Source organism: Vibrio sp. JCM 18905, from assembly GCF_055393305.1.
Genome location: NZ_AP043880.1, coordinates 897,030 through 914,101, shown reverse-complemented (window position 1 = coordinate 914,101; position 17,072 = coordinate 897,030). Strand labels below are relative to the sequence as shown.

Genomic DNA, 17,072 nt, shown 5'->3' with positions numbered 1-17,072 from the left:
TGCTTGATTTTCGTTCCAATTTTATCTTTTAAATATACATTTGGTTGGCTATACTCTGCTCGCTAGTGATTGGTTTTTAACCAATACGAATGGATCTAGGTGATGTAATGTAGCCTTCACCCTAAAATACTGGGCAATTGAAAAACTAGTTAGCTCCGTATTGCACACCAAGGACAGTTGTTAATCTGACTTTAAATAAGCCGAGACGAGCACTGTTATGAGAACAATCATTTGTAATTCGCTTCAAAGCTTCTGGGATATGGCTGACAATCAGTTTTTAGAAGGCCTAGACGTCCACTGTGTTTTCCCCGTAAATGACGCTATCCGAGATTTTATTCTTGCTTATCAACAGCAATACAAAATACGCAGCGTGTCTTTTACCAACGCGTTTGCAAAACATGCATAAAAGAAGACCGAGCCATAAGCTCGGTCTTCTTTTACGTACGTAATCAATTCAAAACAAAATCATAGCCAACAAAGATGCAAAAATAGTGACTACGATAAAGATTAAAATAGTCCAGTACACTACCCCAATACTTATGAACCACTTTGGGCAAACTCTACGAATATCTGTTAGCTTTCTTTTTTTGGCCAACTTAGGAAATGCAACTGCGGCAACAAGGGCTAATCCATGTATTAAGGCCCCAAAGTGACATCCAGAAACTAAAGCAAGCTCAATATCTGTATAATGCTCACTAGTGTACGCATAGCGCTTTACTTTTTGCGGCGTGATAACAATAAGCAAAATACCTACTATCAGGTACCAAAAAACTAACAAAGCACCTGCAACAAAAAATGTAATAAAAGAAACTTCTAATAACTGCAAACTTCACCGACCTTCTATTCCAGCTCTCAAGTAATAGACATCCAAACCACCATTGAGCCTAAAGTGATCATAGCTAGCAGCAATAAAACGCTTATATAAATACGGCAAATTCCGATGAATAGACCGGAGCAAACTTGATGAATATCAGCAAAGCCCCTTCTCCTCGCTAAAGTTGGTAAAGCGACCGCCGCAACTAAGCCTACACCATGTACTAAAGCACCAAAGTGAAAACCCGAGACTAAGGCTAACTCTACTTCTGAATAATGTTTCGGATTAAAAGCAAACCGCTTCACCTTTGGCGGTATAAAAAATATAAAAATTGCTCCGATAATAACGAACCATAAAAACGCGACTCCTCCGGCGATAAAGAAGGTTAGAAAAGACGAGTCGAGCAAACTCATATTCAGTTGCCTTTGATATGCGAATGAGAAAGGAGAAATATACCTTTAAGGAAGAATATTACTCAATAGCAATCCATTTTTCATGAAAACGAAATGGCGGATATAAGACCCGCCACAAAGAATCATCTTCGAAAATGTCACAATCACAAGTAAAAATTAATTCGTAAGCCGCTGTACTAATCCACTCGCGCGAGTAGTTTTCACTTTAATGCCTCGCTTCAGAACATTGAGTTCGGCGTAAAGAGCTAAACGCTTTTTCGCGCGGGTAATGCCTGTGTAAATCAACTCACGGGTTAATATCGGGCTAAAGTCTGGTGGCAAAATCATCAGGGTGTAATCAAATTCACTGCCTTGCGATTTATGGATGGTCATGGCGTAAGCCGTTTCATGTTCAGGCACTCGGCTTGGCAAGACCGATTTCACACTGCCGTCAGGTAACTCGAAAAAGACTTTCAAACGCGGTTCTTCTTCACTGTCATCGAGCATGCAAATACCGATATCACCGTTATACAAACCTAGACCATGATCATTACGCGTAACCATGACAGGTCTGCCGTGATACCAAATTTCATCCTGAACCTGAATTAACTTGCGCGCCGCGAGCGCTTTCTCGATGCGCTGGTTTAGCCCAGCAACACCAAAGTCACCTTCACGGATCGCGCACAGCAGTCGGCATTGGTTGAAGGTATCTAACACCGCTTTGGCTTTGTGCGTTAGCGACTCTGGCTCTCCGGTTTTAGGAGCGGTTTCCTGTTGTCCAATGCGTTTGAGGTAACGACCGTATTCCTGCACCAACGTCTGCATCATTTGGTTGTAATGTTGGCTACTTAGCGCGAAATGTTCGATGTCAGAAAAATCTTTCGCCCAGACATTATCTACGCTCGCAGCAGAACCTGAGTTAACCGCTTTTGCCAACTGACCAATGCCTGAGCGAGCATCAAATCGGTAGCTCTTTTGCAGCATACATAAACTATCGGCAATGCTAGATGCACTGTTACCCGTATGCGCTAAAGTATCGAAACCCGTCAGTTTTGCGATGGCTGATGCCTGCTCTTTGCCATAACCCAATGCATGGAACGAACAGATATCACCCAACACAGCCCCTGCTTCAACTGAGGCAAGTTGGTCTTTATCACCTAACAAAATCAGCCGCGCATGCTTCGGTAAGGCATCGACCACTTTGTACATCATTGGTAAATCAACCATCGACGCTTCGTCGATAACTAAAATATCCAAATGCAGTGGATTTTGCTTGTTGTGACGAAATTCTGCGCTATTAGGAATCGCGCCAAGCAATCGATGCAAGGTACTCGATTCAGTCGGAATTTTAGCTTTTAGCTCCGGAGAAACTGGCAGTTCTTGCACTGCTTTACCAATGGACTCGGTTAATCGCGCCGCCGCTTTCCCCGTCGGGGCCACCAGCTTGATGGTTAGATTTTTCTCGTGCGTCGCCTGTTCAATCAAAGCAGCAAGCAATTTGGTTACTGTCGTCGTTTTACCCGTACCAGGGCCACCAGAAATCACAGCAAATCGACGAGTTAACGCAACCGCCGCCGCGACTTTTTGCCAGTTCACACAAGCTGAAAGTGGCACCAGCTCATCCAGTTGCTGCAAATCCTGAACCTTGCGCGCATTGCTAAGCACGGAATCAATGGCGTACCAATCCAACGATTCGCTTGCGACCACATCAAGGTGGTCACACACCAATTGTTGACGCAACACTTGGTTGCTGCTTCCCGCTTCTACTGCTTTGCCTAACGCGTTAAACAGAAAATGGTATTGGCGTGCAAACAGATGGTTGAGCAAGTCCGATAATCGCGCTAACTCTTGCGACTGCAAGTTCACTACAGCGCCCAACTGATTGAGCTTTTCCGCCAGTGTCACTTCATAATTCCAATAGCGGTGCAGATACAGACGCTCACCATCGAACATCAGCGGCAAGGCTTCTCCTTGCGCGCCAACCACGCTGGAATTTTGTAATACTTCAATCCAGTCTATGCCTTGCAACTGTGTGTTGAGCGCCAATGCCGACTCACCAAACAGCCCTAGCTTACTGGCTAAATCCGTAGATTGCCCTTGTGCATCGAACAGAGACAGACAGATATGTCCTTTGCCAAGCTCACTACTGACAACACCCGCGATAAACGCCAATGCTTGGTTGTCAGGCTGTTCATCATTAGTTTGAGAATCAATAAAGCAGGCGAATTGGTAGTCGAGCTGACGAAGCGCGCCTTTGTGCGCCAAGCGTTCCAACACTACCAATAGGCTATCTTGGTCAGAATGAAGATTGTGATTTGTCGTCATTAAAGTAGCTCCATCTGCCCGGCTTGAGTTGAGCGCGTTTCAAGTACTTGACCATCAATCAAACGATCCATCTCTTGTAAGAACTCTAAGGTTGGTTTCGCGGCAAAAATGCCGTGGTCACTCTGCCCATCCATGCCGCGCAAGAACAAGTAATACACGCCACCGAAGTGCTGCTCATATTGATAATTCGCCAATCGGCTGCGTAGGAAACGATGCAGTGCTAACGCATAAATCTGATACTGCAAATCGTAGCGGTGATCCGCCATCGCCGATTTCAGAGCCTCACCATGGTAGTGCGCCACATCGTCGCCAAGATGATTCGATTTCCAGTCAAGCACATAGTATTTACCTTGATGTTCAAACACCAAGTCGATAAAACCTTTGAGCATGCCTTGCACGGTTTGGAAACCTAAATCCCCCGCTTTCGCCGACAGCGGATCGTGACGCTGAATAACTCGGTTTAACGCCGGTGCAGACAACACTTCAATCGGCAACAAAAATTCCATCTCCACCAAACGTTGCGACGGTGCTTTTTGATTAAGCAGCAAAGACTTACCATCCAACGGCGTTGCAAGTACGGTATCAATCAATTGCTGTAAAATGGGCAACCACTCTTCATCGAGCTGTTCGCTTTCCATCAAGCCGAGGATGATTTGTGTATTCTCTTCCGTCGTGGCTGGCTGAGTAAATTCAATTTCCTCAAACAGGCTGTGCAGGAACGTACCCGGACGCGCACCGCGAGGGAAGGTAAAAATCGAACGCTCTGGCTCCACCAAATCCGCTTCGTCTTGTTCTTCAGATGAGTCGATATCAAAACCCGTAATCTCAATCGTGGCATCATGCTCGGCGTGATGAGAGCCTTGCTTGACCAAGCCAGAATAACTGGTGATGCGCCAGTTTCTGTCGATAGGGTTTTGCAGCTCTTTCGCGCTAAGATCGTGTATTTCTTCTTGTGGCGCTACGTACTTCTCTTCGAGTTGCGGCGGCGGATCGGCCACAACGACACAATCAAGCTCGTCTTGTTGCTTTGTTAAACCTTGGTGCAAATCGTTAATGCCACCTTCTTGACCATTCTGAATCAAATAGCCAATCGCACTGCGGTGTACGCCAGTTGGCTCTTTGGTCGAACGACCATTGCGCAAAGGCGAGGCTCCAATAAAACACGCATACACAGCACGCGTTAGTGCCACGTATATCAAGCGTAAGTCTTCCGCCAAACGCTCTTTATCCGCTTGCTTCATGGACGCATCGTTGCCAGTGATATCCAGTACCGTGCGGTCATTGGCTGCATCGTAATATTTGGCTTCGCTGGCTTCTCGATAGCTGAACACAAACGGCAGAAATACGAGGTCATACTCCAAGCCTTTTGATTTGTGAATAGTTACGATCTGCACTAAGTTACGTTCCGATTCTAAACGTTGGATTTGGTCATCACTGCCACCCAAACCGTTTTCCGCATCACTGATGGACTGAGCGAGCCAACGCAGCAGACCGTGGTCGCTGTCCAGTTCATTACTGGCTTGTTGAAGCAGTTCACCGATGTGCATTAAATCGGTAAGCACTCGCTCACCATTTTCACCCTGTGAACTCGCGCCTTCTTCTAGTAATCGCTCGGCAATATGACGTTTGCTGATCACCGCGCGCAACATCGGCAGCACACCACGTTGAACCCAAAGTTTGCGATATTCTTTGAATTCGTTTACGGCGTTTTCCCACACCACTTCATCGTTATTAAGTGCATCCAAACTTGCTGCGTCGAGGGCAAACAGCTCAGAGGCAAGACTTGCACGCAGCGCACGGTCATTTTCTGGAGTCAGCACCGCTTGCAGCAAGCGCTGTAAATCCTGCGCCACCGAACTGGTAAACACACTGTCTCGGTTAGACAGGTACACGCTGGCAATGCCTTTATCAGCCAACGCTTGTTTGATCATTCGACCTTCGCTACCTGTTCGAACCAATACCGCGATATCGCCCGCTTGAACCGCTTTCTGTTTTTCGCCATTCACCAGACACGCTTGCCCCTGTTGAGCCTGCGTCAAAATAGTTTGGATTTGGCTTGCGGTCGCCTCTGCCATTCGAGTCAAATACTCGCCTTTTGGTAGCGGTTTATCGTCCGCTTCTTGCAACCAATAAGTCAGCGCCGGTTGCTTTTGGCCACCCATAGTCCAAATGCGTTTTTCGGCATTGGGACTGTACTTAACGGGTAAGAACGGAATATCTGAATCATAGATAAATGGACTGTCTGGCAAAGCAAATACTTGGTTTACCGCCTGCACCATATCTGCGCTAGAACGCCAGTTGGTTCCTAACGTATAGTGGGCACTTACTTGGTTACGCGCTTTGATATAAGTGAAAATGTCTGCGCCACGAAAGCCATAAATCGCCTGCTTGGGGTCACCGATCATAAACAAACCACATTCCGGGTTGTTCAGATAAATACGACTGAAAATACTGTATTGAAGCGGGTCGGTATCTTGGAACTCGTCAATCATTGCGACGGGATACAAAGTACGAATACGCGCCGCTAAAAGCTCGCTTTCGTCCGTATCGATAGAAGCAGAAAGTTGCGTCAGCAAATCATCGAAAGAGAGCCACTGTTTTTGATTTTTCGCGTTGGCCAGCATTGCACGACAATGCTCAATCGCATGAGCAAGCAGTGGCGCTTTTAAGCTGATTGGATTGGCAAGAAATGTTTCAATGGCTTCAAATACCGCATGCTGCGGCGCACTGCCTTTCGGTGTTTTTTCCAACAAGACGTTTTGCGCGAATTTCTCCAGCTTGTCTGGATAATCGTAACCTGTAGTTTCCGTTGCTGCCCAAGCGTTTACCGCCTCCAACCACGTCGGCAGAGACTTTTTGGTGTAGCTGCGTTTGTTAATATCTGAATCTGAAATCAGCGTAAAGAAGTCATCTTGGCTTTCTCGCCACTGTGCTTTTAATTCATCAATTTTTTTCAAATTTTCAGTATGAAGATCAGCCAAACTGCCTTTCATTGCAGGAACGGAAAGGCTTAACGGTGCACCAGTTAAGTAATTGCTGATGTCAGACAACAACGCAGATGGAGAGCTCCATAGCTGGCGAATTTCCCCAGCCAAGGTAAATGGCAACGGGTAGAAATTGCGGCGCCAGTAATCGGCTACAACTTGCGCTTTTAGGTGACTTTCATCGGTCACAAACTCGTTGTTAAATCGGCTGCCAGATTCAAACGCATTTTGCGTTAGCATACGTTGGCAAAAACCGTGAATGGTGTAGACCGCCGCCTCGTCCATCTGACGCTCTGCCTGCAATAAAATTTCTGCGGCTTGCTTGTGATCGTCAAACTCATTAAGCAAAGGTTGGATCACCGGATCGGAACTCTGTCCACGCGCAAACGCGATTCGCGCATCATGGATCCTTGCCCTGATACGATCGCGTAATTCCGCAGTTGCCGCTTCAGTAAAGGTTACGACCAGAATTTGGTCGACCGTAAGCGGTACGCGGTGCCTAGTTTCCGCGCAGCCGTGACCAAGCAAAAGGCGCAGATATAAACCTGCAATAGTGAAGGTTTTACCTGTACCTGCTGATGCCTCGATTAACCTCGCACCATGCAGAGGAAACCTCATCGGTTCTAGTGGCGTTGGTTGAGGCCGCTCTGTGCTGTCTAACGTATGTAGAGGACACTCTGCACCTGACATTTGATCCATAACGCTGAATCTCTCCGGATTATTTACTAGGACGTATCACCTAATAAATGTGATCTATAGTTAAAAATTCTATTAATATGTTTAACAAGTTGGATAATTTAGAGCTTTGTGAGATCTTTCTCACGGTTATCCATAAGACGTACCGTTAGTATGCGCCCCACGAGATAAGTCAAACCTTTTTGGCGGCACAACTCAAATGAATTAAACAAAAGTATCATGGTCCCTCTGACCTTGTGGCCGTACAGCGAACGCCCTACAAAAAATAATGATTTTCTGGCGGCCACCCTACTCTTCCTTATCTTTATCCAACTATCTTTATTACGCTTTTACGTCATCGGCGTCTTGAACCGCTAAGCGCGCACCTTGCAGAACTAATGCTGTCAGCAAGCGAACCTCTGAGGCCAACTCATCATTCCAAGCAGGCCAAATTCGAGAGATGTACGCGTTATTGCCTTCGCCCGGGCTCATGAAGCCATCATTGAATGCGTCAGCCATTTTCTTCAAAGATTTCTCTTCGTCATCGACCCACTGACCGCGGCTAAAGCCTGCTTCAAAACAAGCCAACGCCGTTTTCGGGAAATAAGGCAAAGGCTTAGTCATGCCTTCGAAGAATAAGCGAACTAATTCAGTCAGTAGCTGTTTGGCATACTGCGCATCGGCAATTTCTGGGTAGATCAAATGCAGCGCGCCTTCTTTACGATCGTAACCAATGATGTGGGTTTTCTTAGCATGACCCGACGCCGACATGGCAAGGTGATCGATCCACGCTGCAAGGTAATCCTGCGATCGAATCTTACCGCTTCGATAGCGAATCAAACCGGATTGGTAGCATTGAGTTAGCCAACCAGTCAGGCGAACGTTTTTCTCTTCGCCTTCATTTCGCTCAAATAAGGAGTCAAACGTCAGGTCGATTTCCAAATCGTCTTGAGGCGCACCAGATAAAAACGCCAGTTTATCCACCAGCTCTTCCGCCTGAACTCGGTTGGTTTCAAACTCGATATCACCAAACGCCCCCACCGGCAGTTTGCCTTGCGCACGCTGTTGACTCATAAAGTGTTTAAGCACCTCTGTTTTTTTCTCTGGCTGCATCAATGTCGTTTCAAGCAAGGCTTCTAACAGCTCATCACGCATTTGATAACTTTCCAAACCACCTAAAACAAAGGGTTCGTCGTCTTCCATCACCGGCAGTGGCGGTTCAAAGATTACTTTTAAGCGACGATTGAAAAAATACTGCACAGGTAAGCGCCAGAAACGTTGCAACTCGACTAAGTCGAGCTCAAGTGGGAACGTCGCTCCTAACAGATAGTCGTCTAATGCCCGATTAAAATCACGACGAACATAGCCTTGCGATTGACTACTTTGAGTCAATGCCGCTGGAATCCACTCTTTCGCGTAGCTGGCGTGCGTGCCTTGGAACGCACTTGGGCTAAACGGCACCATGGCGTGGGTATTCACCAACGCATTTAATAAATTGTCGCCAGATTCATCAACGGGCAACGCTTCATCACCACTTAAACAATAGTTTTGGTGGCAGTATTCCATCAGCTCAGAAACCAGAACCGAAGGCACTCGCTCTGTGTTGTCTTGGATTGAACGGCCAACATAACTGATGTACAACGTTTGCTGTGCAGACAACATCGCTTCGAGGAATAGGTAACGGTCATCATCTCGGCGCGAACGATCGCCCGGTTTGGTTCTTCCCGTCATCAAGTCAAAACCTTCCGGCGGCATGGAGCGTGGGTACACGCCGTCATTCATCCCCAGTAGACAAACGGTTCTAAACGGAATAGAGCGCATCGGCATCAGGGTACAAAAGTTCACTTGACCAGCAAGGAAGCGCTGGCTGACTCGTGTGCCAGATAATTTGTTTTGAAGGTATTGGCTGATGATCGACGGCGATAACGCATCATCAAATGCGGCATCAGCTAATTGCTCTTTGAGTTGGCTGAGCGTATCGCGAATGGATTTGAGCGCCATTTCGCCTTCTAACTCAACTGAGAAGAAGTCATCCAGCAGTGAAACCAAAGTCTCTCGCCAACCATCGATAGTTTGAACATGAGAAAGTTTGCTTCGATAAGTGCTAATTTGTTGGATAAAGTGTGCCAACTTGCCCGCCAGCTCTGCGCCCATGCCTTGCACTTCGTTGTACGGAGACAAACTGCCTTGCTCGGTTTCAAACAAACCTGCGGATTCTGGCATCGCGTAGCCAAGCAACATTCGTTGAATACCAAATTGCCATGTGTTTTGACGGGTTTCCGGCAGTTCAAATTCGCGTCCGGTATTGGCATCCAACCCCCAGCGAATTCCCGATTCCTCAACCCATTGTTTGGCTTGTAAGAAATCATCTTCGCTGAGTTCAAAACGCTTTAATATCGCTGGAGTTTCCAGAAGTTCGAGTAGTTCTGATGCCAAACAGCGCGTATTGGGTAAGTTCACCAACTGCATAAATGCAGCCAGAATTGGGCTCTCTTGATCGGCAGTTCGGTCAGAAATCGAATATGGAATAAAACGCTCACCCGGCGCGTTACCAAAGACCGCCTGAATCGCAGGGCTGTAAGCGTTGATGTCCGCGACCATCACGATAATATCGCGCGGTTTTAACGTTGGGTCAGCATCGAACATCGCCAACAGTTGATCATGCAGCACTTCCACTTCACGCATCGGGCTGTGACAAGCGTGTAGGCTCAGTGATTTATCACCCAAGCTAACCACTTGTTTGTGATGACTGTTTTCAATCTGTTGGTCATCTTGATGTTCTTCAAGATTGAGAATATCCGCTTGCAATTGATGGAGCAGACTGTCGCGCTCAACATCAACAAAGGCTTCAATTTCATGAGATTCCAGCTGAGACAACAGATACATATTGTCGCGCCCGAGTTTACCCATGGATGCCAACAGACTGTTTCCGACCACATCGGTGTGCAGCTCATCGATCACATTATCTTCCAGTGATCCTTTCAGTTGCTCAGTTTCACCTTGCACTTCCGAGTGATCGTCCTGCCACACAACATGCTGACGATGTTTCGCCGCCAAACGGGCCAGATATTTGCGATCTCGAACTTCACCCCAGTAATAACGACAAGGGTTGGTGAACATCAGATGCACGTCGATGTGTTCACCAATTGCTTTTAGCGCATCCATATAGCGAGGCGGCAACGAAGAAATGCCAAAAACAAACAAACGCTTGGGTAAATGGTCAAAATTGCCGTTAAAACTCGCTAACGTGTCGATAAAATGCTCATAAAGGTTGGCACGGTGATATGGAGACTGCCCTAATGACACAGTGTGATCGTACAACGCTTGCCATAGGATCGGCTGCCACGGATGCTCATCTTCCAGCTCTGGCACACTCTGCCCGGCTTCCCAACTTGCGATCCATTCCGGACGATACACCAAGTAACCATCGAAAATATCGGCAATTTTCTCAGCCAGCTGATACAGCTTAGAGTGGTCACAGTCATCTTTGAGGTACTGCGCTAACGGCGAAAACACCTCTTGGTTGAGAAGCCCCGGAAGCAGATGCATCAACTTCCACGTCATCGCTTCTTTGTTAAACGCACTGCGTTTTGGCACGTCTGGCAACACCTGCGTAAACATTTCCCAAATGAAGGTAGCAGGGAGCGGAAAATCAATGTTCGCAGCAACACCAAACTCTTTGGCCAATTCCATTTTTAGCCACTGGGACATGCCCGGACTTTGAACCAGAATTTGTTCTTTTTCGAACGGGTTTTCCAGCGGACTGATTCGAATCAATTCGACAAGGAGTGATTTAAGAACGTCAACTTGGTTGGAGTGATAAACAGTAAACAAATTGGGAATACCGAGCGCCGATTGAAACTGTTAGCTAGCTTAGCACAGCCCTATTTAAACCCGCAGTGATCTCGTGTTCTGAAAAAAGTAAAAGGTTACATATCGCTCAAAATGGACAGAAAACATCACCTTTTCAAGGCGTAAGCAAAATCTTACACAGCCATACAAAATGTGACATTACTCGCAACTATTCCATAATAAAAAACACTGTTTTATACTCTTGCTACCTATAATTTATAAATATATAAAAAGTATGTTTCGCAAACTGTCTTCCAACAGCGCTTGGCTGATTGCTTTTTTTGCTTACTTTGCAGTGTATCTGTCGATCGCTTGTTATCCTTTTGTGTTGTCTAACAATCAGAATGAACCACTCACCTTGTTGCAAGGTTACTATTTGGTTTCGACTCAATATGGCTGGCTGGGCTTGATCGCTCTTCCATTTATGTTGTTGAGTTTATTGCTCTCTTTTCTACCGACTCGAGCATTCAAAGGCATCGTGATCGCTATCGCGATCTGCCTATTGATCATGTTTAAAGTCGATATCCTCGTTTTTCAGCAATACAAACTTCACATCAACGCCCTATTAATCCGTATGTTTTTCGAAGGTGGTGGTGATGTCTTCGATATTTCGTGGATGAGTTGGCTAATCTTCATCAGTGAAGTTGCCGTTCTGGTGATCGGGCTCGCCTGTACCGTTTGGGTAAGTAATAAATTGGCACAAAGCCGAGCTAAGTTCGTTTTGATCAGCATCTGGTTTGCTGTATTGCTCAGCACACAGATGATTCATGCGTACAAAAACGCGCTTTACGACGATAAAGTCAGTCAGTTTTCGAATAACTGGCCACTTTACTACCCGCTGACGGCTCGTAAATTTATTTACAAACACGACCTAGTGGATGAGAACATTGCATCGAAGAACCGCGTAGAGTTAACCAACATTGAACGTAGCTCACTCAACTACCCGCTTGCGCCCATTCAAGTGCAAAGCAAAGAGAAGCAGCCCAATGTTTTGTTTATCTTGGTTGATGCGTGGCGCTACAGTGATGCGACGCCGGAAGTCATGCCAAATGTCAGCAATTTCGCCGAAAATACGGTGAATTTCACACAACATATGAGCGGCGGCAACTCAACTCAAGCGGGTATTTTCAGCCTGTTTTACAGCTTGCCAGCGACCTACTGGGAAAGCTTTTACGCAAGCCAACGCTCTCCTGTTTTTATGGATACGCTGCAAGCAGAAGGCTACCGCATGGGCATTTTTGGCTCGGCACCGCTCACCAGCCCACCACTTTCTCGCACGGTATTCAAAAAAGTGTCGGACTTGACTCTGAGACAAACTGGAGAAACGGCCGTCGAGCGCGATCAGCAGATCACAGACAAGTTCATCGAGTTCCAAAAGCAGGACAGCGACAAACCATACTTTGGTTTTCTGTTCTACGATGCCGCCCACGGCACAGTATTTCCCGAACCTGAATTTGCGAAATTCAAACCATACTGGGAACGCGTTGACCACATTTTGCTCAACAACGATTTTGACGCTTCGCTTTACCACAATCGATACAAGAACTCGTTGTACTACATCGATAGCTTGATTGGCGATGTACTGAAAAACGTCGACTTAGACAACACCATTGTGGTGATTTCATCTGATCATGGTGAAGAGTTTAACGACCATAAGATGAACTATTGGGGCCACACGGGTAACTACAGTGACGTACAAGTGCATGTGCCTCTTTACGTGTACATACCAAATCGTCAACCAGACCAAATTGATTACCGCACGACCCATTTCGACGTCGTGCCAACCATGATGAATACGCTGTTTGACGTTCAAGGCACAACGAGTTCATACAGCGTTGGTCATAACTTGTTCGATAGTTCTGCCCCTCGCGATTGGTATATTGCTGGCAGCTACTACAACTATGCATTGGTCGGCAAAGAACTGATGCTTGTGGTCAATCCTGGCGGGCACTCTCAGCAACTGAATCGCCAGTTAAAAGTCGAGAAAGAACAGAAAGTTCCTGTCGATATCATTCGTCATTCTCTGGATGAGATGTCGCGATTTTACAAAAAAGGCTAGCGTCCAACATCGACGCCGATTGAAATAAAAAAGCCTCTTGGCTGTAAGACCAAGAGGCTTTTTCCTATCTGCTATTTAAGCGTGATGAGCGTGCATCAAGCGTGGCTGAATCAACAAGTTGTTGATGTATTGTAAGGCCACATAAGAGACAACAAATGTTGCCACAATCAACTCAAGACCAGCTAAGCCTCGCACTTGTTGAACATAGTGCGCAGCCAATCCTTGCAACTCCATCCAATTCGCCATTTTAAACAGCGCCGTCGCACCGATCACCATCGGAAAAGTGAACGCCGCATAGCCAGGGCTAAATGGCAGTCTAAGCAATTTAAAGAATGCGAGGTAAATGATGGCTGTCATCAATACCGCGATACCAAATAGCATAGCGATGATCACTGGTGATGGTGTCGCAGTGACCGTTAAGTACCCCGCCAATGATAGACTTGCTGGCGCTGCCATGATTGCCATTGTTGGTTTCGCTGCATCCGGAATTTCATGGGTAAACATGAAACGGTAAATCATCATCGGCAACATGATCGCGTACGCCACCATACCAAACATCAATGCACCTTGTGCCACTGGCGCTAACATCGGGTTGCCAGAGAAAGACACATCCGCAACGATGATACCCACTGGAGGTACAAACCAACTTGGAACCATGTGATGTAATTCAAAATCTTTGGCGCGATGGTAAACAAAGCTCACCAAGAACACGATGTGCAGAACCACCGCAATCAGCCAAAGCACATCACCAGCCAATGGGTAAAAATGGCCGAGAGAGTTCGATACCACCATAGTGCCCATCGCAAATGTCGGAACCACGCTACCCACAACCGGATGAGCAAGCTCTTCTCTCAATAAATGGTTATGTAGCAAAAACTTGGTTGCCAATATAACCAACAATACGCTCGCAATACCCGCACTAATCCACTGTCCGTAGCCATGTAATTCGGCGAAGTTTTCCCAACTCCAGCCTAAGCTTGCAATACCAAGAGCCAAACCCGCCATCGGAGTTGGTGCTCCCATTACTTTTGCTTTTGTTCTTTGAATCATGATGACCTCAACCAGACTCACTCTTGATGGAGCGTATAATACGCTTGCACTTCGTTCTGATATATCTAATTATTTAAAACAAACGTTCAAAATTACTTAACGGTGGGGTATGACAAGTCACATTTCTCTTAAACAACTGAAAGTGTTTACGACGATCACGCAGCACAAAACGCTCACAGCAGCTTCTGATAGTCTCTTTTTATCGAAAGCGGCAGTGAGCATGGCACTCTCAGAATTAGAAAAGCAGATCGGCCATCACTTGTTTGATCGTGTTAATAACCGACTAATTTTGAACCAAGAAGGTCAAAAACTGCTGCCACTGGCGGATGAATTACTCAACCGAGCCAAAGACATCGAGAGCATTTTCGATGGTGACCAAGCGCTATCGGGCCAACTTCGCATTGGTGCCAGCGACACCATTGGCAACCAAGTCGCGCCCTATTTGCTTAGCGAATTTCGTCAGCAAACGAACCATCGTTCTCAAAGTCTGTTCATTTCTAACTCCGCACAAATCTGCGACATGCTGACCGATTACGAGTTAGATATAGCCCTCATTGAGGGCAAAACACTTCACCCTGAATTGCAGTCCACCCAGTTTAGCGAAGATGAAATGTGCGTGATTTGCGCGCCCGATTACCCAGCCGCGAACAAAGGGCCAGTAAACTTAACCGAGCTAGAAAACAGCGAATGGATATTACGAGAGGCGGGGTCTGGTTCACGCGAATTTTTTATGCGCGTTGTCGCGCCGCGCTTGGAACATTGGCATGAAGCTTTTCAGCTCAATACCACCGAAGCGTTGATCAACTCAGTATCGGCGGGGTTAGGCTTGGGCTGCTTGTCACGTTTGTCTGCAGAACCTGCTATTCGTGACGGTCGCGTGCAACTGCTCGACATGCCTTTAGATATGAAACGTCGCTTCTGGCTACTGGTTCACAAAGAGAAATACCAAAGCCCACTACTCAGAACGTTTATCGAATTTTGCCAAGATTGGGAACGACCAAATAACCTTTATCTAGAGAATACGCCCTCCAAGTGAAACGGAGATAGTTTAAATGCTGGTCAGTTAGTTGTACGTGTCTCTCATTCTTAGGCTTGTCGCTAGACTTAACTGGTCAAAAACTGTATAAAAAGCCAGTATCAATACACCAAGTTAGGGGACCAACCATGGCTGTAATCGTCAAGTACGTGGTAGAACGCAATGGAGAAGAGAAAATGACTTTTACCTCTAAAGCGGAAGCTGACGCATACGATAAAATGCTAGACATGGCAGACGAACTATTCACGCTGCTAGGTAAAAGTGAACTTCTAGAAGACGAAGGTAAGCAAGAAGATCTTGCGATGTACCTCGCTCAAAACAAAGAAGAAGTGCTTTACGCACTGGGTGCAAAACGCAAACCGGCACCAAAGAAAGCAAAAAAGCTTGAATCTGTAGAAGAAGACAAGCAAGAAGACGCTGCATAAGCCTCTCATTTGTTAAAGAAACGCCGCATCATGTGGCGTTTTTTATATCTGAAGGCACACATCATCATGGAAAGATCGCCCTTTCTTTCGAGCACAGCTACGACAAATCGCCTTCTTTCATTTCAACAAACACCTGCTAATTGACCACCTCACAACCACATTTCTCATCAGACAGACATATCTCCCAAAAGACAAAAGGTATCCATCTACAGACTTTATCTATTTCCCCTCTTTAAACTCCCTAGCACTCTCATTATGATGGCTGACAACTTAATTATTTCTTGTCAGTGAACAGACGAGACACAAGACTCAACACATGGAGATCAACTATGGCTTTCTTTTCTCTAGCCTTTGGTACAGCGACTAAAAACCGCGATGGCAAAATCATTGAAGCGTTTTTTCCAAACCCAGTTCTTAACCCAAATGAAGAGCTTGTTAACGCACTAGCAGCAGTAGCCGGTTACGAACAAGGCAACCAAGCTATCGAGATCTCTGCAGCACAAAGCGCAGAACTTGCGGCGGCTTTCGAAGCAAACGGCGATGCAGCAAACGCATCTTTCGCAACCAAAGCAGCAGAATCAGCACAGCCGCTTGTACTGGTTATCCTAGCTACGGATGAACAACCACAATCTGTTGCTGAAGGCTTCCTAAAACTTCAACTTATCTCCAACCGTCTAGTCAAGCCACACGGCACCGTACTGGATGGCATCTTCGGTCTACTACACAACATCGCATGGACTAACGAAGGTCCAATCGACCTACCTGAACTGGCTGAGCGTCAAATCGAAGCTCGCCTAGCTGGCCGTACGCTAAGCGTAGATTGCGTAGACAAGTTCCCTAAAATGGTGGACTACGTGGTTCCAACTGGCGTTCGTATCGCAGATACTTCTCGCGTACGTCTTGGTGCACACGTTGGCGAAGGCACAACGGTAATGCACGAAGGCTTCATCAACTTCAACGCGGGTACAACAGGCGTGAGCATGGTTGAAGGTCGTATCTCTGCTGGCGTAGTGGTTGGTAACGGCTCTGACATCGGCGGCGGCGCATCTATCATGGGTACGCTATCTGGCGGCGGCAAAGTTGTGGTTTCTATCGGTGAAAACTCTCTACTAGGCGCGAACGCAGGTCTTGGCTTCCCAATGGGTGACCGTTGTACTATCGAATCAGGTCTATACGTAACTGCTGGTTCAAAAGTGCGCATGCTAGATTCTGCTGGCCAAGAAGTAGAAGTAGTGAAAGCACGCGATCTTGCCGGTGTTTCTGACCTACTGTTCCGTCGTAACTCTGTAACAGGTCAAATCGAGTGTCTTGCAAACAAGAGCGCGGTTGAACTGAACAGCGAACTGCATAAAAACAACTAATAAGAATACCTAAATAACCTCGAGATGCTTGATTCAGCGAGGCTGACTTGGCTTGCAGGCGCGGCAACGAGTTGAAGATCTAGTTAATCTAAATCAAAG

At 46.5% G+C, this 17,072-nt stretch carries 11 protein-coding genes; 5 read left to right on the top strand and 6 right to left on the bottom strand.

All coding sequences use genetic code 11. The features are described 5' to 3' along the window. The first annotated feature begins 217 nt into the window (after positions 1–217). A complete protein-coding gene (locus tag ACZ5ZC_RS20890; RefSeq protein ID WP_005380230.1) occupies positions 218–406 on the top strand; it encodes a hypothetical protein in 189 nt (62 codons plus the stop codon). Positions 407–454: 48 nt separating this feature from the next. On the opposite strand, the gene ACZ5ZC_RS20885 is transcribed toward ACZ5ZC_RS20890, so the two are convergent. From ACZ5ZC_RS20885 to recC, 5 genes are all read right to left on the bottom strand, one after another. Further along, a complete protein-coding gene (locus tag ACZ5ZC_RS20885; protein WP_046874995.1) occupies positions 455–826 on the bottom strand; it encodes a hypothetical protein in 372 nt (123 codons plus the stop codon). A gap of 26 nt (positions 827–852) precedes the next feature. Next, positions 853–1,227, bottom strand: a complete 375-nt coding sequence (locus ACZ5ZC_RS20880; protein ID WP_054867163.1) for a hypothetical protein — start codon at positions 1,225–1,227, stop codon at positions 853–855. Between the two features lie 156 nt (positions 1,228–1,383). Further along, entirely contained in the window at positions 1,384–3,531 is a 2,148-nt protein-coding gene (gene recD / locus ACZ5ZC_RS20875) for an exodeoxyribonuclease V subunit alpha (protein ID WP_464932251.1), read from the bottom strand. After that, positions 3,531–7,205, bottom strand: a complete 3,675-nt coding sequence (gene recB / locus ACZ5ZC_RS20870; RefSeq protein WP_464932386.1) for an exodeoxyribonuclease V subunit beta — start codon at positions 7,203–7,205, stop codon at positions 3,531–3,533. Before recB ends, recD begins: the two co-directional genes overlap by 1 nt. A 327-nt stretch (positions 7,206–7,532) precedes the next feature. Beyond that, positions 7,533–11,024, bottom strand: coding sequence for an exodeoxyribonuclease V subunit gamma (recC, locus tag ACZ5ZC_RS20865; RefSeq protein WP_464932250.1), 3,492 nt, complete (start codon positions 11,022–11,024; stop codon positions 7,533–7,535). Positions 11,025–11,277: 253 nt separating this feature from the next. Between recC and ACZ5ZC_RS20860 the strand changes: the two genes are divergently transcribed. Continuing rightward, positions 11,278–13,101, top strand: a complete 1,824-nt coding sequence (locus ACZ5ZC_RS20860; protein ID WP_054867160.1) for a DUF3413 domain-containing protein — start codon at positions 11,278–11,280, stop codon at positions 13,099–13,101. Positions 13,102–13,176: 75 nt separating this feature from the next. Here ACZ5ZC_RS20860 and ACZ5ZC_RS20855 read toward each other — a convergent pair whose 3' ends face one another. Further along, complete coding sequence (locus ACZ5ZC_RS20855; protein ID WP_464932249.1) at positions 13,177–14,151, bottom strand: TDT family transporter; 975 nt, start codon at positions 14,149–14,151, stop codon at positions 13,177–13,179. A gap of 109 nt (positions 14,152–14,260) precedes the next feature. Here ACZ5ZC_RS20855 and ACZ5ZC_RS20850 point away from each other — a divergent pair, with 109 nt between their 5' ends. From ACZ5ZC_RS20850 to dapD, 3 genes are all read left to right on the top strand, one after another. Beyond that, positions 14,261–15,187: a LysR family transcriptional regulator gene (locus ACZ5ZC_RS20850; RefSeq protein WP_464932248.1), complete on the top strand. Its 927-nt coding sequence runs from the start codon at positions 14,261–14,263 to the stop codon at positions 15,185–15,187. A 128-nt stretch (positions 15,188–15,315) separates the two neighbouring features. Next, the gene (locus ACZ5ZC_RS20845; RefSeq protein WP_041852896.1) at positions 15,316–15,612 is read left to right on the top strand and encodes a YebG family protein; all 297 of its coding nucleotides are present in this window, start codon (positions 15,316–15,318) and stop codon (positions 15,610–15,612) included. A 329-nt stretch (positions 15,613–15,941) separates the two neighbouring features. Beyond that, positions 15,942–16,973 (top strand): 2,3,4,5-tetrahydropyridine-2,6-dicarboxylate N-succinyltransferase, encoded by a 1,032-nt coding sequence (dapD, locus tag ACZ5ZC_RS20840; RefSeq protein WP_012841475.1) that lies wholly within the window; start codon positions 15,942–15,944, stop codon positions 16,971–16,973. Positions 16,974–17,072 lie beyond the last annotated feature (99 nt).